Origin of the sequence: Azospirillum sp. TSH58 (assembly GCF_003119115.1) — a bacterium.
Lineage (GTDB): Bacteria > Pseudomonadota > Alphaproteobacteria > Azospirillales > Azospirillaceae > Azospirillum.
Map to the genome: position 1 here is coordinate 128,919 of NZ_CP022363.1, position 20,656 is coordinate 149,574.

At 70.0% G+C, this 20,656-nt stretch carries 19 protein-coding genes and 1 pseudogene; 7 read left to right on the plus strand and 13 right to left on the minus strand.

The features are described from left to right. Positions 1-69 precede the first annotated feature (69 nt). Positions 70-1,404 (minus strand): GH1 family beta-glucosidase, encoded by a 1,335-nt coding sequence (locus TSH58p_RS00575; protein WP_109072758.1) that lies wholly within the window; start codon positions 1,402-1,404, stop codon positions 70-72. 198 nt (positions 1,405-1,602) lie between these two features. On the opposite strand from TSH58p_RS00575, the gene TSH58p_RS00580 reads away from it, so the two are divergent. Continuing rightward, complete coding sequence (locus TSH58p_RS00580) at positions 1,603-2,898, plus strand: alpha-glucosidase/alpha-galactosidase (RefSeq protein WP_109072759.1); 1,296 nt, start codon at positions 1,603-1,605, stop codon at positions 2,896-2,898. Positions 2,899-2,907: 9 nt separating this feature from the next. Here the strand turns inward: TSH58p_RS00580 and TSH58p_RS00585 are convergent. Then, positions 2,908-3,716 (minus strand): annotated as a pseudogene (locus tag TSH58p_RS00585) (IS5 family transposase). Between the two features lie 76 nt (positions 3,717-3,792). Beyond that, a complete protein-coding gene (locus TSH58p_RS00590; RefSeq protein ID WP_109072199.1) occupies positions 3,793-4,284 on the minus strand; it encodes a DUF2934 domain-containing protein in 492 nt (163 codons plus the stop codon). Between the two features lie 380 nt (positions 4,285-4,664). On the opposite strand from TSH58p_RS00590, the gene TSH58p_RS00600 reads away from it, so the two are divergent. The 5 genes from TSH58p_RS00600 (at position 4,665) to TSH58p_RS00625 (ending at position 9,521) form a co-directional block, all read left to right on the plus strand. Then, positions 4,665-5,012: a hypothetical protein gene (locus tag TSH58p_RS00600; protein ID WP_035680830.1), complete on the plus strand. Its 348-nt coding sequence runs from the start codon at positions 4,665-4,667 to the stop codon at positions 5,010-5,012. Between the two features lie 245 nt (positions 5,013-5,257). Next, a complete protein-coding gene (gene argE / locus TSH58p_RS00610; protein ID WP_199230223.1) occupies positions 5,258-6,409 on the plus strand; it encodes an acetylornithine deacetylase in 1,152 nt (383 codons plus the stop codon). Positions 6,410-6,650: 241 nt separating this feature from the next. Further along, entirely contained in the window at positions 6,651-7,292 is a 642-nt protein-coding gene (locus TSH58p_RS00615) for a chemotaxis protein CheC (protein ID WP_014242550.1), read from the plus strand. Next, entirely contained in the window at positions 7,273-9,126 is a 1,854-nt protein-coding gene (locus tag TSH58p_RS00620; RefSeq protein WP_109072195.1) for a PAS domain S-box protein, read from the plus strand. Before TSH58p_RS00615 ends, TSH58p_RS00620 begins: the two co-directional genes overlap by 20 nt. After that, positions 9,123-9,521: a response regulator gene (locus tag TSH58p_RS00625; protein ID WP_109072194.1), complete on the plus strand. Its 399-nt coding sequence runs from the start codon at positions 9,123-9,125 to the stop codon at positions 9,519-9,521. Before TSH58p_RS00620 ends, TSH58p_RS00625 begins: the two co-directional genes overlap by 4 nt. 51 nt (positions 9,522-9,572) lie before the next feature. Here TSH58p_RS00625 and TSH58p_RS00630 read toward each other — a convergent pair whose 3' ends face one another. The 10 genes from TSH58p_RS00630 to TSH58p_RS00675 all read right to left on the minus strand — a co-directional run bounded on the left by TSH58p_RS00630 (position 9,573) and on the right by TSH58p_RS00675 (position 19,914). Continuing rightward, a complete protein-coding gene (locus TSH58p_RS00630; RefSeq protein ID WP_109072193.1) occupies positions 9,573-9,812 on the minus strand; it encodes a hypothetical protein in 240 nt (79 codons plus the stop codon). Continuing rightward, on the minus strand, positions 9,812-12,007 hold the full coding sequence (locus tag TSH58p_RS00635; protein ID WP_109072192.1) for a chemotaxis protein CheA: 2,196 nt from the start codon (positions 12,005-12,007) through the stop codon (positions 9,812-9,814). The genes TSH58p_RS00630 and TSH58p_RS00635 overlap by 1 nt, the downstream gene beginning before the upstream one ends. Next, on the minus strand, positions 12,004-12,432 hold the full coding sequence (locus TSH58p_RS00640; protein WP_109072191.1) for a response regulator: 429 nt from the start codon (positions 12,430-12,432) through the stop codon (positions 12,004-12,006). The genes TSH58p_RS00635 and TSH58p_RS00640 overlap by 4 nt, the downstream gene beginning before the upstream one ends. 12 nt (positions 12,433-12,444) lie before the next feature. Next, positions 12,445-13,302 carry a protein-glutamate O-methyltransferase CheR gene (locus tag TSH58p_RS00645; RefSeq protein WP_109072190.1) on the minus strand — a complete coding sequence of 286 codons (858 nt, stop codon included), beginning with the start codon at positions 13,300-13,302 and terminating at the stop codon, positions 12,445-12,447. Beyond that, positions 13,303-13,920, minus strand: a complete 618-nt coding sequence (locus tag TSH58p_RS00650; RefSeq protein ID WP_109072189.1) for a HEAT repeat domain-containing protein — start codon at positions 13,918-13,920, stop codon at positions 13,303-13,305. Positions 13,921-13,951: 31 nt separating this feature from the next. Further along, complete coding sequence (cheB, locus tag TSH58p_RS00655) at positions 13,952-15,037, minus strand: chemotaxis-specific protein-glutamate methyltransferase CheB (protein ID WP_109072188.1); 1,086 nt, start codon at positions 15,035-15,037, stop codon at positions 13,952-13,954. 18 nt (positions 15,038-15,055) lie between these two features. After that, positions 15,056-16,648, minus strand: a complete 1,593-nt coding sequence (locus TSH58p_RS00660; RefSeq protein WP_109072187.1) for a chemotaxis protein CheW — start codon at positions 16,646-16,648, stop codon at positions 15,056-15,058. Between the two features lie 22 nt (positions 16,649-16,670). After that, positions 16,671-18,644 carry a methyl-accepting chemotaxis protein gene (locus tag TSH58p_RS00665; protein ID WP_109072186.1) on the minus strand — a complete coding sequence of 658 codons (1,974 nt, stop codon included), beginning with the start codon at positions 18,642-18,644 and terminating at the stop codon, positions 16,671-16,673. Between the two features lie 91 nt (positions 18,645-18,735). Further along, entirely contained in the window at positions 18,736-19,359 is a 624-nt protein-coding gene (locus TSH58p_RS00670; RefSeq protein WP_109072200.1) for a chemotaxis protein CheC, read from the minus strand. 42 nt (positions 19,360-19,401) lie between these two features. After that, positions 19,402-19,914, minus strand: a complete 513-nt coding sequence (locus TSH58p_RS00675; protein WP_247873862.1) for a response regulator transcription factor — start codon at positions 19,912-19,914, stop codon at positions 19,402-19,404. 94 nt (positions 19,915-20,008) lie between these two features. Here TSH58p_RS00675 and TSH58p_RS00680 point away from each other — a divergent pair, with 94 nt between their 5' ends. After that, the gene (locus TSH58p_RS00680) at positions 20,009-20,635 is read left to right on the plus strand and encodes a MarC family protein (RefSeq protein WP_247873861.1); all 627 of its coding nucleotides are present in this window, start codon (positions 20,009-20,011) and stop codon (positions 20,633-20,635) included. Positions 20,636-20,656: the final 21 nt, after the last annotated feature.

The following is a 20,656-nucleotide window of genomic DNA, read 5'->3' on the forward strand; positions in this document are numbered from 1 at the left end:
AATCAACAGCGCCAACAAGACAAGCAGGCCGGCGGAACCACACCCCGCACGGCCTGCCCTCCTCTCCAATCATTCGAGATCGAGCCGACCGTTCTTCGCCACTTCGCTCAGGAAGTGGTAGCTGTCCTTGGGCGTGCGAACCAACGTGTCGTAATCGACGCGGACGATGCCGAACCGCTTCGACAGGCCGAAGGCCCATTCGAAATTGTCCAGCAGGCTCCAGCACAGATAGCCCTTCACGTTGCAGCCGTCCGCCAGGGCGCGCCCGACCGACGCCACATGGTCGCGCAGGAAGGTCACGCGCTCCGCGTCGTGCACCCGTCCGTCCGGCGTCACCACGTCGTCATAGGCCGCACCGTTCTCCGCGACGAAGACGGCGGGGTTGCCGTAGTCGCGCTTGAACTCCATCAGCAGGTCGTAGAGCCCGTCGGGCTGCACGGGCCAGGCCATGGCGGTCCAGCGGTCGCAATGGGCGTCGCCCCACCACACGTCGAACGGATGCCCCGTCTCGTGCTTCATGGTCATGCGCGAGTAGTAGTTGATGCCCAGCAGGTCGATGGGGAAACGGATCGCCTCCTCGTCGCCGGGCAGGACGAAGTCCTTCATCCGCTCGGCCATCAGGTCGGGGATTTTTCCGCGCATCACGCCGTCCAGGGCCACCCGGTTCCACACCGCGTCCCAGCGGGCCGCCGCCGCGACGTCCTCCGGCCGGTCGCTCTCGGCCCGGCAAGGCTGGAGGTTGATGACGGTGCCGAGCGTCAGGCCCGCATGCTCCGCCGATAGGGCGCGGAGCGCCGCCCCTTGCGCCAGATTCTGGTGGTGCAGCGCGCGCAGGATGCCGGTCTCGCCCAGCCTGTGGCCGGGCGCGTGCTCCCCGGTGCCGTAGCCGTGGGTGGCGACCACGTTCGGCTCGTTCAGCATCATCCAGTCCTTCACCCGGTCGGCCAGCCGGGCGGCGACGATGCGGGCGTAGTCGGCGAAGGGGCCGACGACCTCCCTGCCCTGCCAGCCCCCGCGATCCTCCAAGGGTTGCGGCAGGTCCCAATGGTAGAGGCAGGCCATCGGCCGGATGCCGGCGGCCAGCAGCCCGTCCACCAGCCGGTCGTAGAAGTCTAGCCCCGCCGCGTTCACCGCCCCGGTCCCGGTCGGCAGGATGCGCGGCCAGGCGATGGAGAAGCGATAGGCGTTGAATCCCGCGTCCTTCAGCAGGGCGATGTCCTCCGCCCAGCGGTGGTAATGGTCGCAGGCGACGGCGGCGCTGCTGCCGTCCTGGATGCGCCCGGCGTCGGTGAAGCTGTCCCACACGCAGGGGCCGCGCCCGTCCTCGTGAATCGCCCCCTCGATCTGATAGGCCGCGGTGGACGCCCCCCACAGGAAGTCCTTGGGAAAAGTGAAGAGTGCCATGACGGGGACTCCCTTGAAGTGATTATGCTGCGGGCGCACTGTTGCGAGCGCGAAGGTCATGTTGCGCAAGCGAAGAGATCACCACACTTATTCTGACCATCAGGTATAGTCTCTTCGTCTTAACAAGTGTATGCTTCACCCAAGGCGGCTGCCCTGACAAATCAGCACAGCAGCATTCCCGCCGGCGGGAGGCATCCCATGGCCGTTACCACTCCCAAAACCACCAAGATCGTCTTCCTGGGCGCCGGCAGCGCGGCCTTCGGGCTGAGCATGTACCGCGACCTCTTCACCACGACGGAGCTGGCGGGCAGCACCCTGACGCTGGTGGACACCAATCCGGCGGCGCTCGACCGCATGACCGCGCTCGCCCGCCTGTTGAACGCCAAGGGCGGCGCCGGCCTGATCATCGAACAGACCACCGACCGCCGCGCCGCCCTGCAAGGCGCGGAATTCGTCGTCAACTCCGTCGCCATCGACCGCAACCGCCTGTGGAAGCTCGATTTCGAGGTGCCGAAGAAGCATGGCATCCGCCACACGCTGGGCGAGAACGGCGGCCCCGGCGGCCTGTTCTTCACGCTGCGCACGCTGCCCCTGATCTTCGACTTCGCCCGCGACATCGAGGAACTGTGCCCCGACGCCCAGTTCATCAACCTGTCCAACCCGGAAAGCCGCGTCGTCCTGGGTCTCGGCAAATACACCAAGGTCAGGACGCTGGGCCTGTGTCACGGCATCTTCCTGGCCCGCTGGTTCATCTGCCAGATCCTCGGCATGGCCGAGAAGGACGTGGAGGTCTGGGGCGCCGGGCTGAATCACTTCCAGTGGCTGATGCACATCCGGGACAGGGCCGGCGGACGCGATCTCTACCCGCTGCTGCGCGAGAAGGAAAAGACCCACGACCCGGCCTTCACGCCGCTGACCCGCCGCCTGTTCAACAGCTTCGGCCTGTGGCCGACCTGCAGCGACGACCATATGGGCGAATACCTCCCCTATGGCTGGGAAGGCGGGGAGCATGGATTCGACTTCGCGGAGGACGAGCGCGGGCGCGGCATCCTCAACACGCTGATGGACGGGGTGACCGCCGGGACGACCCCGGTGCCGGACGATTGGACCCAGCCGTCCTGGGGCGAACGGGCGGTGCAGGTCATCGCCGGTGTGCTGCACAACCAGAAGCGCTTCATCGAATCGGGAATCGTCTACAACCAGGGCGCCATCCCCAACCTGCCGCCCGATCTGGCGGTGGAGGTGCCGCTGCTGGCCGACGCGGCGGGCGTCCACCCGGTCTCGCTCGGCCCCCTGCCCGATCCGATCGCCAAACTGCTGCACGTCCAGGCGAGCGTGCAGCAACTGTCCGTCGAGGCGGCGGTCCACGCCTCGAAGGAACTGGCGCTCCAGGCCCTGCTGATCGACCCGGTGGTGACCTCCACCGACGCCGCCGTGAAGATCCTGGACGAGTTGTGGGAGGCGAACCGGCCCTACATCCGCCCCTGTGTCTAGGTCCTGTTCTCAAACCCTGAGCCATAGTCGGATAGCCCCGATGTGGACCATGGCGAGGTAGTTGGCGGCGAGTTTCTCGTATCGGGTGGCGATGCGACGGAACTGTTTGAGGCGGTTGATCAGGCGCTCGATGGCGTTGCGGGAGCGATAGGCGGCCCAATCCACCAGAGCACAGGGCTTCTGGCTGGAGGGCTGTGGGATCACCGCCCCGATCCCGCGCCGACGCAGGTAGCGGCGGATGGCTTGGCTGGAGTAGGCGCGGTCAGCGACCACGCGCTCGGGTCTTTCCCGCGGTCGTCCACCTGCCACTCGGCGCACTGCGACCGCCTCCATCAGCACCGTCAACGCGCTCTGGTCGGCGGCTTGACCGGGGCTCAGCACGAAAGCGAGCGGTTGGCCGTGGCGGTCGGCGCGCAGGTGGATCTTGGCTGAGAAGCCGCCGCGCGAGCGGCCAAGCGCTTGGTTCAACTGCCCCCTTTTGCGCCGGCGGCGTGCTGGTGGGCGCGGACCACTGTGCTGTCGACTTGGTGCAGGCTCCAGTCCAACTTGCCGGCCTCATCCGCCTCGGCCTGAACCAGTTCCAACACGCGCTCCCATACCCCGGCCTTGCGCCAGCGGTAGAAGCGGTTGGCCGCCGTCTGCCAGGGACCGTACTCGGCCGGAAGATCGCGCCAGGGCGAGCCGGTGCGGTTCACCCACAGGATCGCCCGCACGGTGCGCTCCAGGTCCCGCGCCGGCCGGCCCGTCCACGGGCGTTCCGGCGGAAGCAACTCCAGCAAATGCTGAAGCTGCTCATCGCTCAGTTCAGATCGTGCCATCCCCCTTCAACAGGGCACAGCCAAACCCTCACAGCCTTTGAGAACAGAACCTAGGAGCGCGCAGGGCCGGTGCGGGTCAATGCGCCGGTTCGGTGTCCGGCGCGACCGGCTTGCGACGGGTGCGCGGCGCCGCCGGCTTCGCGGCCTCCGCCTTCACCGCCTTGGCGCGGGGCGGCTTTGCCGCCTTCGCGGCGGCCGGGGTTTCCGCGGGAGCGGCGGCCAGGGTGTCGTTTGCCGGGGCGGGCTCGGCCTTGGCCTTGCGGGCGCGCGGCTTCTTGGTCGCGACGGCCTCCTCGACCACATCGACCACGGCGTTCAGGCCGACGCCCAACAGTTCGGTCGCCGCCGTCTTGGTCCGGCGGACCGCCTTCTTCACTGCACCCGCGGCGGCGTCCTTGACCGCCGCGACCATGGCGACCGGCTCCGCCGTCGCGGCCGTCCGGTCCTCGGCTTCGATCTCGGCGCAGGCCTGCGCCCAATGCTCTTCCCCCCGTCCCTCCGGTCGCCCGTCGCGCTCCCAGATCTCATAGGCGCGGTGGCGGATGCGGTCCTCACGATCGCCTTGCATTCTTCCGTCTCCAAATGGGCTTGGTCCAAGTGGGCATGGCCGCAGAAACATCGACGCTTGAGGAAAACGGCGTCCTGCGCCCGTGGGTTCCCGTTTTAGTGCCCGGTTTATGTGACGATAAACGTACACAAAGAAAGCGTGCCTTAGTTCATAGGAAATTCATAGGCCCATAGCTTGTCCAACCTCGACAGACAGCGGACGGTGATAGACCATGGGGTGGTACCGCCGCGGTGGCGCCAGGGTTGGTCCGGCTTGCTGTCCGCATAGAACCCTTCGCCGGGTTGAAGCGGGCCGCCCGGCCCAATTAACTTTGGGTGAAACGTCTTGGCAGGGGGCCGTTTGCGGCCCAGAGCCGTCACGGAAGGCAAAGAGTTCAGCGCATGTCCCTTGATCCCTTGCTTCAAGCCAACCGTATCCTGACCGAAGCCATCAGCAACTACCTCCAATCCTCGAACGAGCTTGCCGCGGCGGCGGAGCGGGCGACGGCGGCCAGCGCCGGGCGCGACGCGACCACCCGGCGGCTGGCCTTCCAGGAACTGTCGGAACGCGGGAACCAGGCGCGCTTCGCCAAGAAGCATCTGACCGACACGGTGCGCCGCCTGCGGGCCACCCTGCCGCCGGCCCAGATCGAGGCGGTGGCGGCGAAGCTCGACGGACGCGAGAGCGCCGAGAGCGCGCTGACGCTGGTGCGCACGATCCTGACCGAGAAGGTCTGGTCGGCGGCCTGACCGCCCCCCTTCCGCCCGGCGACGCACCGGCCCGGGCGATTGCGCTTCACGACCGGTTGGACGGCACTCCGAAGGCGGGGGGACCGTTCAACCGGCGTTTGCCATTGGCCGCTATGCCCGCGTATTACGGACGACTCATTTGACATCGTAGGGTGCAGGGGCCAGTGTCTGACTGCTGAAGATTATCACAAGCGCAGGGTCTGCGGCGCCATCCCGCGGAATAACCCGCAGATTGGATCTTAAGGGTGCAAGACGGCTCAAAGGCGATGATCGCCCGCTTGGTCGGTTTCGACACGGTTTCGCGCCGCTCCAACATGGCACTGATCGACTGGGTTCGGGACTATCTCGCCGGATACGGCGTGGAGAGCCGGCTGGTCCCCAGCCCGGATGGCGCCAAGGCCAACCTGTTCGCCACCATCGGCCCGATGACCGAAGGCGGTGTGGTGCTGTCGGCCCACACCGACGTGGTGCCGGTCGATGGGCAGCCCTGGGACACCGATCCCTTCACGCTGGTCGAGCGCGACGGGCGCCTCTACGGGCGCGGCACCGCCGATATGAAGAGCTTTCCCGCCGTGGCGCTGGCCCTGCTGCCGGAAATTCTGGAGGCCGGGCTGAAACGGCCGCTGCATCTGGCGCTGTCCTACGACGAGGAGGTCGGCTGCATCGGCGCCCCGGCCATGATCGCCCGAATCGCCGGTGAATTGCCGCGCCCCAGCGCCGTCATCGTCGGCGAGCCGACCTCGATGGGGGTCGTGCTCGCCCACAAGGGCTGCTACGTGCTGCGCACCACGATCACCGGACACGAGGTCCACTCGTCCCAGATCGACCGCGGGGTCAGCGCCGTGATGACCGCGGCGCGGCTCGTCAATCTGGTGGGCGACATGGCGGCGGAGAACGCCGCCGCGGCGGACCCCGCATGCGGCTTCGACCCGCCCTTCACGACGCTGCAGGTCGGGACCATCGAAGGCGGCACGGCGGCCAACATCACCGCCCGCCACTGTTCCTTCGTCTGGGACATCCGCCCGCTGCCCGGCGACGACTGGACGCGCTACCGCGACCGGTTCGAGGCGGAATGCGCGCGGCTGCGCGCGGTCATGCGGCGGATCAGCCCGGATTGCGACATCCGCACCGAGCAGCTCGCCGGCGTGCCGGGCCTCGCGCCGGAGCCGGACGGGCCGGCCGCCCAGCTCTGCCACGCCCTGACCGGGCGCAACGACACCGGCATGGTCTCCTTCGCGGCGGAGGCCGGGCAATTCCAGGAGGCCGGGCTCTCCACCGTCCTCTGCGGACCGGGTTCCATCGATCAGGCGCATCAGCCCAACGAGTACATCGACGTCGCCCAGGTCACCGCCTGCGAGGGGTTCCTCCGGGATCTCGTCCGCCGGTTGGCGGCATGACCCGCAACAGGGTGCGACGGAGCGTCACGCCGGACCACAATACAGGCGGCCTTTTTATTCAGGCCGCAATCAATGGAAGGAACCAATTGTTGGATCGACGGCACCTTGTTGCTGAATTGCCTAGAGCACTCCCAATTTGGCCTATGCCGTTGACGGGGGAGACTTTGACGGCGTTCCTGTCGCACTGTGCCCCGGGGGCGCCGATGCCGCGGCGCTTCCATGAAAACGGGAGCGCCGGTGCATGGTGGATCTGAGCGACCTCGAGCGCGACGCGCTGACCGAGCTGGTGAACATGGGCGTCGGCCGTGCCGCGACCAACCTCAGCCGCATGGTCGCCGATCAGGTCCTGCTGTCCGTTCCCTCCATCGAGATCGTCAGCCGCAACGACGCCGCCGGCCTTCTCGCCGCGCGCGAGAAAATGAGCCTCGTCGCGGTGGAGCAGCGTTTCGACGGGTCCTTTTCCGGCCGCGCCCTGTTGATCTTCCCGGAGACCAACAGTCTGGAGCTGGCCCGCGCCGTCCTGGGCAGCGAGCTGAGCCTGGAGGAGATCGTCGATCTGGAACAGGACGCGCTCGCGGAGATCGGCAACATCATCCTCAACGGCTGCCTGGTCGTGATGGCCAACACGCTGAAGGACAATCTGGACATCTCGCTGCCCAGCGTGTTGCGCGGCGACAGCGACCGCATTTTCCAAAGCAACGGGCCGAACCCCGACGAGCTGGTCATGTTCCTCTACATCGACTTCCTGATCCGCAGCCGGAGCATTCGCGGCTACATCGCATTGCTCATGGGACTGTCGTCTTTGGAGTCGCTGAAGGGACTGATCCATGGATTCATCGACCGCATCGCCTCCGGAACGCCCGATGGAACCGACCGAGTTTAAGCGCATGCCCTGGCTGGACGGCCTTCTGGACGCAATGGATGCCGGCATCGTCGTGCTGGACCGCCATGGCCGCGTGCAGTTCTGGAACCGCTGGATGGAAAGGGCGTCGGGCACCCCCGAGCCCGGCATCCACGGGCGGGAACTGGTGGAGGCCCTGCCGGCCCTGCGCGACACGCGGCTGCACAACGCGGTGCGCGACGTGCTGGAGACCGGGGCGCCCAGCGTCCTGTCCCACACGCTGAATCCGGTGCTGTTTCCGCTGCGCTGTCCCGACGGGCGGCGGATGGTCCACAACGTGCTGATCCGTCCCTTCACCGTCAGCAACGCCTCCTACTGCCTGATCCAGGTCACCGACGTCACCGCCGTGGTCAACCGGGAGCGGGTTCTCCGCGAACAGCGCGACGCGCGCTACCGCGCCATCGTGGACACCGCCCCCGACGCCATCGTCACCACCGACACGCGCGGTGTGGTGCAATGGGCCAACGGGGCCGCCGCCCTGCAGTTCGGCTTTCCGCCCAACGAGCTGATCGGCCAGCATGTCAGCCTCTTCCTCGCCGACGGTTCCCCCGACTGGTCCGGCCTGCTGGAGCGCGACCCGGCCGGCCGGCCCGCGCCGGTGGAGCTGATCGGCCGCAAGCGCGACGGCACCCGCATCGACCTGGAGGTCTCGCTGGCCCGCTGGGAGTCGGAGGGGCGGAGCTTCATCACCGGCGTCCTGCGCGACATCACCGAGCGCCGCCGCACCCGCGAGGAGCTGAAGGCCAACGCCCTCGCCATGCGCCAGCTCGCCGAGCAGACCAAGGCCACGCTCGATGCGCTGCCGGCGCACATCGCCGTTCTCGACCATGGCGGGCACATCATCTCCGTCAACAAGGCCTGGGCGGAAAGCGGGCCGCGGGCCGGCTTTCTCGGCGACGGCTCGGCCATCGGCGACGACTATCTGGAAGCCTGCGCCGCCACCCGCAGCGGGGCGGAGCATGCCGACGCGCTGATCGAAGGGCTGCGCGGCCTGCTGCGCGGCGGATCGCCGGTGTCCATCGAGTATCCGGGCCTGTCCGACGCGGGGGCGCGCTGGTACCGCTGCCTCGCCGCGCCGATGGCCGCCGGTCCTTTCGGCGGGGCCGTGCTGATGCACATCGACGTCACCGAGATCAAGTCGATGGAAGCGGCGCTGCGCAAGCTGGTGGGGCAGAAATCCACGCTGCTGCGCGAAGTGAACCACCGGGTGAAGAACAGCCTCCAGCTCGTTTCCAGCCTGCTGACGCTGCAGACCATGAGCCTGCCGGGGGCCGCCGAGCGGGTTCATTTCCAGGACGCCCGCAGCCGCATCGACGCCATCGCGCGGGTGCACAGCCGGCTGTACCAGACCGATCAGTTCCAGACCATCGAGTTCGGCAGCTACCTGAACGAGCTGTGCGCCGACCTGTCCCGCGCGTCGGGCGGCGACACGCTGGGCTCCATCGAGGTGCGGGCCGAGCGGGTCGACCTGCCCATCGATCAGGCGGCGCCGCTGGGGCTGATCGCCAACGAGCTGATCACCAACGCCATCAAGCATCGCGGGCCCTCGCCCGCCAACGTGCTGGTCTCGCTCGACCGGGCCGGCGACCTGCTGGCGCTGACCGTGACCGACCAGGGGCCCGGCCTTCCCGCCGGGTTCGACATGCGCCGGTCGCGCAGCCTGGGCATGCGGCTGATCACCAGCCTGACCGGTCAGGTCGGGGCGACGGTCACCCTGATGCCGGTGGAACGGGGCACCTCCTTCCGCATCGCGCTGACCATGCCGGAAACACGCGGCCCCATCCTGGAAGACAGCGCGGCGGAGTGGAACGGATGAAGATCCTACTCGTCGAGGACGAGGTCCTCATCGCCATGGAGCAGAGCTTCTACCTGGAAACCGCCGGGCACGAGGTTCATGGACCGGCCTCCACCAGCGAAAAGGCGCTGGTCCTGGCGCAGGAGGTCAAGCCGGATCTGGCGCTGGTGGACATCCACCTGGCCCAGGGTTCCAGCGGCATCGACGCGGCCCGCCGGATGACCGCGCTGGGCATCCCCTGCCTGTTCGTGACCTCCTACCGCGAGGAGGTGGAGCCGACGCGCGAGTACGGCGTGGGCTGCCTGCCCAAGCCCTTCTCGCAGACCTCGCTGGTCTCCGCGGTCGAGGCGGTCGCCGCCATCCTGGCCGGGCGGACGCCCGCCAAGGTGCCCGACACGATGGAGCTGTTTTCCTGACCCCCTGACGCCAAGGCTGGCTGTCCGCGACAAGTGTCCGCCGCAAGCGCGCTACGGCCTGACCAGCACCGGCATCACCCAGCCCTTGAGAAAGGCGTCCTCCGGCGGCACCGCGACCGGCCGGCCCGCCGCCAGCAGCACCTGAAGCAGCGCGGTGTGCAGGGCGGTGCAGCCGCCGAGATCCAGCCGGGGCTCCTCCACGGCGCACAGCCATTCGGCCAGCGGGATCGCCTCGTCCACCGTGCAGGCGCCCTCGAAACGGGCGGTGCGGTCCTCGAAACGGATGGGCATCACACCAGCTCCCGCAGGTTGAGGGCGAGCAGGAGCCGCCCGTCGCCGAGCACCGCCGTGCCCGCGTAGCCGCGCAACCGGGCGAGCAGCCCGGTCATCGGCTTCAGAACCACCTCGGCGCGCTCCCGGAAGGCGTCCACCACCAGCCCCACCGGCTGCCCGCCGAGGTCCACGAGAAGCACCGCCTCCCCGCTGCGCTCCCGCTCGTCCTCCGGCAGGTTGAGCAGGCGGCGCAGCCGCAGGAGCGGCACCACCGCATCCTGAACGACGACGCTTTCCGCGTGCTTCATCCGGCGAATCGCGCCGTGGGGAACGCGCTGCATGCCGGTGACCAGCGTGACCGGAAAGCCGTAGAGCGCACCCGCCGTCTCCACCGTCACCAGCCGCGTGACCATCATGGTCAGCGGCAGGACGAGGCGGAAGCGCGTCCCGGCGCCGGGGGTCGAGGCGACCTCCACCCGCCCCCCGGCCTGTTCCACCGCGCCGCGCACGGCGTCCATCCCCACCCCGCGGCCCGACAGGTCCGACACGGTGTCCGAGGTGCTGACCCCCGGCAGGAAGATCAGGCGCAGCGCCTCGGTGTCGGACAGGGCGGCCGCCTGCTCCGCGGTCAGGGCGCCTTGAGCCACCGCCTTGCGGCGCACGGCCGCCGCGTCGATGCCCGCCCCGTCGTCGGAGACCTCCACCACCACGCCGCCGCTGTCCTGGAAGGCCTGGACGCGGATCGCCGCCACATCGGGCTTTCCGGCGGCGCGGCGGCGCTCCGGCGGCTCGACGCCGTGGTCCAGCCCATTGCGGACGAGGTGCAGCAGCGGTTCGCCCAGGATATCGAGAATGTCCTTGTCCGCCTCCGTCTCGCCACCGGAGAGGTGCAGCTCGACGGGCTTGCCGAGCCGCCTCGCGGTGTCGCGGACCATCCGGGGCAGCGGGTCGAAGACACGCGACAGGGGCAGAAGCCGCAGGCGCAGCACCGCGTCCTGCAGTTCGCCGACGATGGCGTCGATGCGGCCGTGGGCCTCCTTGATCCCCTGGGCCAGCGCGTCGGCGCTCCGCCCCTCCTGCGCTTCGCGGGCGAGGTAGGGCAGGCTTCCCTTGGCGACGACCAGTTCCCCGACCAGCGCCATCAGCCGGTCCATGCGCTCCGCGTCGACCCGCAGCGTCCGCCGGGCCGGGAGTGCCGGAGCGGCGGGCGCCGCCGGCGTTGCCGCGGCCGGCCCGTCGGCCAGGGATTCGATGCAGCGGATGAGCGCGTCCGCCGGGCCGTCGGCGGCGCGGTCCAGAGTCGACGCGTCCGCGTTCCGGCCCTCGGCGGCGAGGATGTTGCGCACCACCCGCAGCACCGCGGCCCGGCGGGCCGCCGTCTCCCCGTCGCTGCCGGGCAGGCCGAGGATGCGCGCCTGCTCCCGCAGCATGGCCGTGGCGAGGCTGGCCGGCGCGGCCAAGGGCACCGGCGCGGCCGGGGCGGGTATCGCGACCGTGGCGAGGGACACCTGATCGGGAACGCCACGGAACAGGCGTGTCAACTCATCCTTCGAAGCGCCGCTCAGCGCGCGGAAGCGCAGGGCGCAGCGGTAGGGGTCGAAATCCGTCAGCGGCGGCCACGCCCCGGCGGCCTCGATGCGCAGCAGCAGCAGGTCCGGGACGCGGCGGCACAGGTCCAGCGGATCGTCCCCGGCGAAGAAGCAGTCCTCCGCGGGATCGTAGGCGATGGCGGTGACCGTGCGCCCGGCGGCCGTCGCCCGGTCGGCCTCCGGCAGGTCGTCCACCCAGGCGAAGCCGGCGGGCGTGCCGCTGTCCGCGGCCTCGGCCGGCCGGCCTAGGGCGGCACGAAGCCCCGCCTCCTGCGCCTGCGCGCGGGTGTCGGCGTCGTCGGGCAGGGATTGGTGGTGCTCCAGCCCGTCGACCCAGGCCGCACCGACGTCCAGCAGGTCCAGCAACCGGTCGGCCAGATCGCCGCTCATGACGGCGCGCCCGTCGCGCACGGCCATCAGCGCGTCCTCGCCGGCATGGACCATGCGGGTGAAGGGCGCCATGTCGAACAGCGCGGTGGCGCCCTTCAGGGTGTGCAGCGCGCGGAACAGGTCGTTGATCGCCGCCGTCTCGGTCGGGTCGCGCTCCAGCCGCAGCAGGGCGGCGCCCGCCGCCTCCAGCAACTCCCGCGATTCCAGGACGAACTGCTCGAACAGCGCGCTCATGACCGTTCCCCACCGCCGGTTTGACGCCCGCCATCCGGACGCCGCCCGGTCAGCAGACGGGCGGCGGCGGTGAGGTCGGCGGGGCGCACCGGCTTGACGAAATACCAGTTGGCCCCGGCGAGCAGCGCCTTGTCGCGGTCGCTGTCCTTGGATTCGGTGCTGATCATGATCGCGGGCACGTCGCGCAGGGTTTGCTCCTGCCGCAGGCGGCGCAGCATGGTGTAGCCGTCCATCTTCTGCATGTTGATATCGACGATCAGCAGATCCGGCGTGGAGGCCAGCGCGTGCTCCAGCCCGTCGAGCCCGTTCACCGCCTCGTCGACCCGAAAGCCGTCGGCCTCCAGAACCTGTCGGGTGTAGGCCCGGACGGTCACGGCATCGTCCACCACGAGAACGCGAGGTTGCGGGTCTGGTCGATCGGTCACCGGGCGGCCTCCTTAACTCTGGGGCTTCTGATAGAGGATGGCGTCGGGGAACCGGCGCGGCACGAAGAGCGAGGACATCCGGCTCATGCTTTCCGAATGGCCCAGGCAGACGAACCCGTTGGGCGACAGCGCGTCGTAGAACATCGACGCCGCCTCGCGCCGCCCCAGATCGTCGAAGTAGATCAGCAGATTGCGGCAGAAGATGACGTCGATGCCACGAAAATTCGCCATCTGCTGCGGATCGGCGATGTTCACCAGCGAGAAATCGATGGAGTCCCGCAGTTCCTCCATGATCTGCCAGGTCTGGTCGTCCAGCCGGGTGAAGTACTTGGCGATGAGATCCCGCGGCATCGCCTGGAGCGACCGCTGCTCGTAAATCCCCTCGCGCGCGCGGGCCAGCACATGGCTGTCGATGTCGGAGGCGTACAGCTCGATCTCGAAATCATCGACCCGGTTCCACCGCTCCAGCAGGGTGATGGCGATGGAGTAGGGCTCCTCCCCGGTGGCGCAGCCGGCGGACCAGATGCGCACCCGGCTGCCCGGCGCGCGCCCGCTCACCACCTCGTCCAGCGCGGCGTTCACGAGGCAGTCGAGCTGGTACATCTCGCGGAAGAAGTAGGTCTCGTTCACCGTCATGCGGTTGACGAGAAGCTGCAACTCCTCCCCCGACGCCTGGAAGCGCAGCAGGTTCAGATACTGGCGGACATGCTCGACGCCGACCGCCGCCATCCGCTCCGTCACGCGGCGGTCGACGAAGTAGCGTTTGGCCTCGGTGAAGGACAATCCGGTGCGTTCCCGCAAGAACCGGCAGAAGGCGTCGTAATCGGCGGCGCTCAGGCCGGCGCCCCCCTTGTCCGAAGGCAGCGTCATTCAGGCTCCGGAAAACAGGCGGCGTGCCGCATCGACGGAAAAGGCGACGAAGGGATCGTCCGGGAAACGCGCGCCAAGCCGCTCCACGACCGGCAAGGCCGCGGGATCGCCGCTGTCCATCAGCGCCTCCACCGCGGAGAGGCAGACGTTCACATGCGGGTCGCGGTCGATCACCCCGGCCAGCAGGTCCAGCCGGTCCGGATGGGGCAGCTTTCCGACGAGCTGCGCCGCGAAGATGCGCAGGTCCGAATCCGCGGCCGTCAGCAGCGGGGCGACCTCCGGCATCACCACGGCGGCGGGCATCTGCTGCAGGCTTTCGATCACGCCGTTGCGCAGCCCGACATCCTCGCTCACCAGATGGGGCACCAGCGCCGCCGCGGCCGCCGCGGTGCCGGTGCGGACCAGGGCGGTGAGCAGGGTTTCACGGACGCTCGGGTCCTCCTCCCGCGCCAGCCTTGCCGAGAGGGCGGGAACAGCGTCGGGACGCTCGCCGAGCGCGTGGGCGGCCCGGCGCCGCCGCGCCGGGTCGGCATCCTCCAGCCAGGCCAGCGGATCGCCGCCCTCCTCAACGGACCCGGGCTTCGCTCCGTCGATCTTGCGTGCCTTCACCAGGGCCATGCCGCCGCCTCCACCGCGCCTGTCACTGTTGTCATCCCCTCACCCATCGCGTCACCTGATGGGCCACCCGGTCGGACGGCAGCACCATGTCGGCGCCGCCGCGACGGATCAGCTCCTGCGGCATGCCGAACACGACGGCGCTGCCCTCCGCCTCCGCGATGGTGCGCCCGCCCAGGCGGCGCAGCTCCGCCATCGCGGCCGCGCCATCCGACCCCATGCCCGTCAGGAGAACACCGATCAGCCGCGACGGTGCCACGGCGCGCAGCGCGCTTTCGACGAGCCGGTCCACGTTGGGGTGCCAGCTCCGCCGCTCGTCCATCGGAACGGGCTGGGCAACGAGCCGCCCGCCGCGCCGGACGATCTGGAGGTCGGCGCCGCCACGCGCGATGCAGGCCATCCCCGGCTGGAGCGCCGTCGCCGTCGCGGCTTCCACCACCGTCACGGCGGAAATGCTGTCGAGGCGGCGGGCCAGCGGGCCGGTGAAGCTCGCGGGCATGTGCTGGACCACCACCACCGGCCAGGGAAAATCGGCCGGCAGAAGCGGCAGGATGTCCTCCAGCGTGCGCGGCCCGCCGGTGGACACGCCGATCAGCACCAGCCCCTCGTCCGGATCGCCGGCGCTGTCGGCCACGGTCGGCGGCTTGGAAAGCGGAGCATCGGCCAGGAAATCCGCCCCGGCGATGCGCTCCCGCGCCAGGCGCAGACGTTCCCGCAACCCTTGGACCCGGCGGGGCCTTGACCCGGCGGCGGCGCGCACGGTGTCGACCAGCTCCTCGGCGATGCCGGTGATGGCGCCGACCCCCGTCGGCTTCCGCACCGCCTCCACCGCCCCCAGCCGCAGGGCTTCCAGAGTGATCTCCGCCCCGTCCGCGGTCAGGGCCGAGACCATCACCACCGGCTTCGGATGCTCGACCATGATGCGCTTCAGACAGGCGAGGCCGTCCATGCCCGGCATCGTGACGTCCAGGGTCACCACATCCGGATCGAAGACGGGCAGCCGTTCCAGCGCCTCCGCCCCGTCGGCGGCGGTCTCCACCACGAAGCCGGCGGACGAGAGGATGTCGTCGATGCGCCGCCGCATCAGCGCCGAATCATCGACGACCAGAACCTTCAGCATGACTGGACCGCCTTCCGATCAGACGGTGGCCAGCAGGTCGGCGAGCTGGTCCATGTCCAGCAGTTCGGCCGGGTCCATCAGCAGGATCATCCGCCGCTCCCCGGCGTTCTCCAGCGCGCCGATCCGGCGGATCAGCCGGTGCTGGGCCTGCGACACGACGGGGGCCGGCCCGATGGCGCCGACCGGGATGCGGACGATCCCGGCCATGCCGTCCACCAGCAGCCCGGCGCGCGCCGCCCCCGCGGCGATCACCACGACGCGGCCCCGCTCCCCCGCGCTCCCCCGCCCCTCCGGCAGGCGCAGCAGGCGGCGCAGCGCGACCAGCGGCAGGACGGCGCCGCGCAGCGTGGTCACGCCGCTGACGAAATCCGGCGCGTTGGGCAGCGGAGTCACGGCGTCGGGCTGGCGCAGCACCTCCTGCACCGCCGCGACCGGCAGGCCGTATTCCGCCCCGGCCAGCCGGAACACCACGAAGGCCTCCGCCCGCTCCGCCTGCGTTTCCGTTGCCACAGCCGCCTCTCCTTCGCGCATCCCGGCGTCGCCACCCGACACCCCTGCCCCATTGCCCGTGCCATGGCGGAACAGCCGTTCCGCCGACAGAACCGGGATCAGCCGCGCGCCGCCGTCCAGCCGCGCGATGCCGTCCATGTCCGCAAACTCCGCCTCCCGCGCCATCAACGGCGGCACCGGGTCGATCCGTTCGCGGGAAACGCGCAGGATTTCCCGCACGTCCTCCACCACCACACCGACCAGCCCCTCCGCCGTGCGCAGGACCGCCACCTTGCCGCGCCCCCGATCCGCCGCCGGGGAATCGGGCGCGGCGGCGAGCCCGAACAGCTCCCGCAGCCCGACCAGGGGAAGCAGCGCGTCGCGCAGCGTCATCATGCCCAGAAGATGCGGGCGGGCGCGGGGAACGCGGGTCACCGTCCCGGGGAACGGAACGACCTCCCGCACCGCCGCCACCGGCAACGAGAACTCCTGCTCCGCAACGGTGAGGACGACGAGTTGTTCCTCGTCCTGCCGCACCACGGCAAGAGTCTTCGGCTGGGCGGAGGCGCTGAAATCCGCCGCCCCCGCGGAACCGCCGGCCGGTCCGAGGTCGGCGAACTGGCGCTCGATCAGCGGGCCGGGATCGAGGATCAGGGCGCCATCCTGTTCGCCCCCAGCCAGAATGGCCCCGGCCAGAAGATCCGCGTCGATGGATGGATCGGGCACCGACCCGGCATCGGCGACGCGGTCCTCGTCCACGGCGGACAGGCCGAGGACGCGGTCCACCAGCAACCCGACCGGCTGGCCGTTGTGGCGGACGATCAGCAGCCGCGCCGCCTTGGTCTCCCCGCCATCCGCTCCACCCTCCCCGGTCCTGGCCCCGGCCCCGGTCCTGGCCCCGGCCCCGGAAAGGCCAAGGACACGGCGCAGCCCGATGACCGGAAGCACGGTGCCGCGCCGCCGGGCCAGCCCTTCCAGGCTGGGCGGTCCCAGCGGGATGGGCACCAGCTCGGGCGGGCGGCGGATTTCCAGAACCCCGTCCAACGGCAGGGCCAGCCCCATGCCACCGACCGAGAAGAGGACGAAGGAACGCACGCCGTCGCGGCGGATGATCGCGGCCATGGGTCGTCTCCCCGCCGGCCGGTCAGCCGGCCCCTTGCAGTTCTTCGGCCATGGCGGCGATCTCCTCGATCGCGGCGGCCAGTTCCTCGGCGCCCTTGGCCTGCTCCCGCGCGGCCTTGGCCGCTTCGTTGGCGGAGCGGTTGGCCTGGTTGGCCGCGGCGGCGACCTGCTCCACGCCCTTCTGCGCCTCGGCCACGGCGCGCTGCACCTCGCCGGCGTTATCGACGATCTCGCGGCTGCCGGAGGTCACGGTGCGCAGGTCGGCGATGGCGGCGGCGAGGCTGCCGGCGAACTCCTGGTGGCGGGAGGACTGGCGCGCCGTCTCGCTCCCGATGTCCTCGATGTCGCGGCGGACGCGCCCGATCTGGTCCTGGATGGCGTGGACGATGTCCTTCACCCGCTCGACATTCTCCGAGCTGTCGCGGGCGAGGTTGCGGATGTCGTTGCTGACCACGGTGAAGCCGCGCCCGAATTCCCCGGCCCGCGCCGCCTCGATGGAGCCGCTGACCGCCAGCATGCCGGTCTGGATGGCGATGATCGAGATGGCGTCGACCACCTTGTCGATGCGCCGGCCGATCTGCTCCATGGCGCCGATGCGCTCCACCGTGCGGCGGCTGGCGGCCACCGCCTCCCCCACCCCGGCGGTCAGGGCGCCCACCATGTCCTGCGTCTCGGACAGCAGCGCCTCCAGACCGACGCAGCGCTGAAGCGCCTCCTCGGCGCGGCCGTGGCCGAGCTTGGCGCTGGCCTCGATCTCGGCGATGGCGCTGCTGGACTGGTGGGTCGCGGCCCCCTGGGCCTGGGCGCCACGGGAAATCTGGGTGATCGCCGCCATGATCTGGGCGGCGGCGCGGTTGATCTCCTCGATGGCGGCGGAGAGCTGCTCGGCGGCCGAAGCGAGATCCGCGGCGGCGCGGTGCACGTCGGTGCTGCCGGTCAGCTCGTCGGCCAGATCGGAGAGCTGGCCGGCGGCCTGCTCGCTCTGGGCGAGCGCCTTGGCCTGCTCGCCGACCGTCTTCAGCGCCTCCTCGCTCGCCGCCGCCTGCTCCTCCGCGGCGGAGGCGACGCTTTCGGCGCCGCGCTGCGCCTCCCGCCCGGCGGAATCGGCCTCCATCGCGGCCTTGATGGTGTCCTGCGCGCCGCGGGCGATGTCCCCCATGCCGTCGCGCACCCGGTCGAGCTGGGCGGCGATCTGGCGGCCGCGGTCAACCTCGGCCTTGGACGCCCCCGCGCCGGTCACGATGCTTTCCGCGATGGCGCCGACCGCCTCCTGGATCTGCGCGACCATGCGGTTGATCTCGTTGGCGGAGCGCTCGGAGCGCTCGGCCAGGGCCTGCACCTCGTCGGCCACCACGGCGAATCCGCGCCCGGCGTCGCCGGCGCGGGCGGCCTCGATGGCGGCGTTGAGCGCCAGGAGGTTGGTCTGGTCGGCCATGACCGCCACCCCCTCGACGATGGTGCCGATCTCCGCCGCCTGCCGCTCCAGGTCGCGGACCAGGGCGACCGCGGCCTCCTGCCGCGCGGCGGCGCGGACCAGCCCATCGACGGAGGTGAGGATCTGGCCGCTGACGTCCTTCATCAGCGCTTGCAACGCCTCGATGCGGGACAGCGAGGATTCGGCGTTGCTGCGCGCCCGCCCGATCAGGCTGGCGCTGCGGTCGATCATCCGCTGCGACTGCTGGGTGGCGCTGGCCGCCTCCTCCGCGCCGGCGGCCACCTGCTCCATCGCCTTGCGCAGTTCCTCGGCGGCGGCGGCGGCCTGGGTCACGCCGCTGGCAAGCTCGTTCGCGGCGGCGGCGATGCCCTCCGCCGCCTTGCGCCGCCGGTTGCCGGCGCGGGCGCGCCGCCGCACCTCCGCCGCGCGGCGGGTCGACAGGGCGTTGTCGGGTGTTCCGGACAGGGCGGCGTCGTTGGGAAGCGCAGCCGCGTCCTCGCCGGTGTCCGCGTTGCGGGAGGCGCTCGCCGTATCGATCCGCTTCTTCTTGACCAAGGCCATGATCCAAACCCCTTGCCCCGTGAGTCCGTGCTTCTCTGTCGGGGGCTCTTGTTGATTGGCGTGTGTTGATTGCCGGCGGTTGTGCCCGCCCTCAGGCCAGCACCCGGCCGATGTAGCGCCCGATGGCCGCCTTCAGCTCCGTCGCGGACCCGGCGTCGAGCGCCAGGACGATGGTCCCCTCGACATCGTGGGGCGGCGTCCGGAAGGTGACGTGGAACAGGATCGCCTGCGCCTCCGCCGTCAGGGCGACGCCGCAGCGTTCCAGAAGTTCGTCCCCCAGACCGCGAAGAACCTGCGGCAGGGTGGTGCCGACCGCGACGCCCAGCAGATTCCCCATGGAGGACAGGCAGCTGTTCAGCACGATGTTGCCGACCTCGGCCAGCGCCTCCTCCATCAGCTCCGCCGCGTCCTCCTTGGGGACGCCCGGCGGCAGGGCGGCGGCGGCCAGCGGCAGGCCGCTGCGTTCCGGCATCAGCAGGATGGCCGAACCGAGAAAGGCGCCGGAAAGGCACTCGGTCACCGCGGTCAATTCCCCCGGCAGCGCCGACCGAAGCAGGCCGGACACCCGGTCGCCGGGAACCAGGCTGACCAGCGGCACGGAGATCTCCACCGGCCCGCCGATCATCCGGCTGAGCGCCGTGGACGCCCGGCCGACGCCGATGTTCCCCAGCTCCGTCAGCGCGTCGCGCTCCAGATCGTCCAGCTCAAACCCCATGGGGATCGGGTCCATTGGCGGGCGCCGGCCGGACCGCGCCGGTCAACCGGCGCCCCCGCCGGTTCCATTGCCGGCGGACGCATCGTTGGACGAAGAACGGCGCGGCAGGCTGGCGGCGGTCAGGAAGCGGGCCATCTGCTCCTCCTCCAACGGCTTGGGCATGAAGGCGGCGCCCAGCGCACGGATGCCGGAGACCACCGCATCCTGGGCGTTGGCCGTGATGATGGCGACGCGGATGTCCGGCTTCGCCTGCAACAGGCGGGCGGCGGCCTCCAGGCCGTTGTCGCCCGGCATATTGAAATCGATTATGGCGATATGGATATCACTTTCGTCCAGTTTTCCATAAAGTTCAACGCTGTTCGCCGCCTCGATGACCGTCCAATCCGGCTTGTTCCGAAGTATTATGCCGCGGACATGCATGCGGGACAGCTTGCTGTCGTCCACGACGATTACGGTCTTGCTCAACGCCTGTGCTCCGGGAGGAGAGAAAATTTGAATTGTGAAGCGATTATAACCACGGCCACGCCATGCGCCAGCATGGATTGCGGTTTGCAATCAGCGTTTTTCGCCGAGCCTCCCCTTGGCCCACCGCGGTGGCTTTGCTAACAGAAGGTCGGCCAACAGGGCCATGCCGTCCGGGGTTCCGTCCGTGGAAGATTTCATCAGCGCGCTCGTGGTGTTTCTCGTCGTGGTCGATCCGATCGGGCTGGTCCCGATCTATCTCGGCCTCACCCGCGGCTTCGACAGCCGGCGCAAGCGCACCATCGCCCTGCGCGGCCCGCTGATCAGCTTCGCCATCATCGTCTTCTTCGCCTATCTGGGCGAGCTGGTGCTGAACGCCCTGTCCATCGGCATGCCGGCCTTCCGCATCGCGGGCGGCGCGCTGCTGTTCTGGATCGCCTTCGAGATGCTGTTCCAGCGCCGGGCCGAGCGCAAGGAGCGCACCGCCGACGACGCCCGGACGGAGGAGGAGGCCCACGACCTCGCCGTCTTCCCGCTGGCGATTCCGCTGATCGCCGGGCCGGGTGCGATCACCTCCACGCTGCTGCTGATGGACCGCTACGGCGCCACTCTGGGCGGCCAGGGCATGGTGCTGGGCGCCGCCGCGGTCGCCGTGGGCAGCGTCATGGCGCTGCTGGTCGTCGCCGATCTGGTGAACAGGCTGCTCGGCCGCACGGTGATCCACACGGTCAGCCGCGTGCTGGGCATCGTCCTGGCGGCGCTGGCCGCCCAGACGATCATCGAAGGCATCACCGCCGTCTATCCGCCCCACTGATCGCCACAAAGGACCTCGTTC

Coding starts and splice junctions, on each gene's coding strand:
- TSH58p_RS00575 (WP_109072758.1), bottom strand. CDS start 1,404: ATGGCACTCTTCACTTTTCCCAAGGACTTCCTGTGGGGGGCGTCCACC.
- TSH58p_RS00580 (WP_109072759.1), top strand. CDS start 1,603: ATGGCCGTTACCACTCCCAAAACCACCAAGATCGTCTTCCTGGGCGCC.
- TSH58p_RS00590 (WP_109072199.1), bottom strand. CDS start 4,284: ATGCAAGGCGATCGTGAGGACCGCATCCGCCACCGCGCCTATGAGATC.
- TSH58p_RS00600 (WP_035680830.1), top strand. CDS start 4,665: ATGTCCCTTGATCCCTTGCTTCAAGCCAACCGTATCCTGACCGAAGCC.
- TSH58p_RS00615 (WP_014242550.1), top strand. CDS start 6,651: ATGGTGGATCTGAGCGACCTCGAGCGCGACGCGCTGACCGAGCTGGTG.
- TSH58p_RS00620 (WP_109072195.1), top strand. CDS start 7,273: ATGGAACCGACCGAGTTTAAGCGCATGCCCTGGCTGGACGGCCTTCTG.
- TSH58p_RS00625 (WP_109072194.1), top strand. CDS start 9,123: ATGAAGATCCTACTCGTCGAGGACGAGGTCCTCATCGCCATGGAGCAG.
- TSH58p_RS00630 (WP_109072193.1), bottom strand. CDS start 9,812: ATGCCCATCCGTTTCGAGGACCGCACCGCCCGTTTCGAGGGCGCCTGC.
- TSH58p_RS00635 (WP_109072192.1), bottom strand. CDS start 12,007: ATGAGCGCGCTGTTCGAGCAGTTCGTCCTGGAATCGCGGGAGTTGCTG.
- TSH58p_RS00645 (WP_109072190.1), bottom strand. CDS start 13,302: ATGACGCTGCCTTCGGACAAGGGGGGCGCCGGCCTGAGCGCCGCCGAT.
- TSH58p_RS00650 (WP_109072189.1), bottom strand. CDS start 13,920: ATGGCCCTGGTGAAGGCACGCAAGATCGACGGAGCGAAGCCCGGGTCC.
- cheB (WP_109072188.1), bottom strand. CDS start 15,037: ATGCTGAAGGTTCTGGTCGTCGATGATTCGGCGCTGATGCGGCGGCGC.
- TSH58p_RS00660 (WP_109072187.1), bottom strand. CDS start 16,648: ATGGCCGCGATCATCCGCCGCGACGGCGTGCGTTCCTTCGTCCTCTTC.
- TSH58p_RS00665 (WP_109072186.1), bottom strand. CDS start 18,644: ATGGCCTTGGTCAAGAAGAAGCGGATCGATACGGCGAGCGCCTCCCGC.
- TSH58p_RS00670 (WP_109072200.1), bottom strand. CDS start 19,359: ATGGGGTTTGAGCTGGACGATCTGGAGCGCGACGCGCTGACGGAGCTG.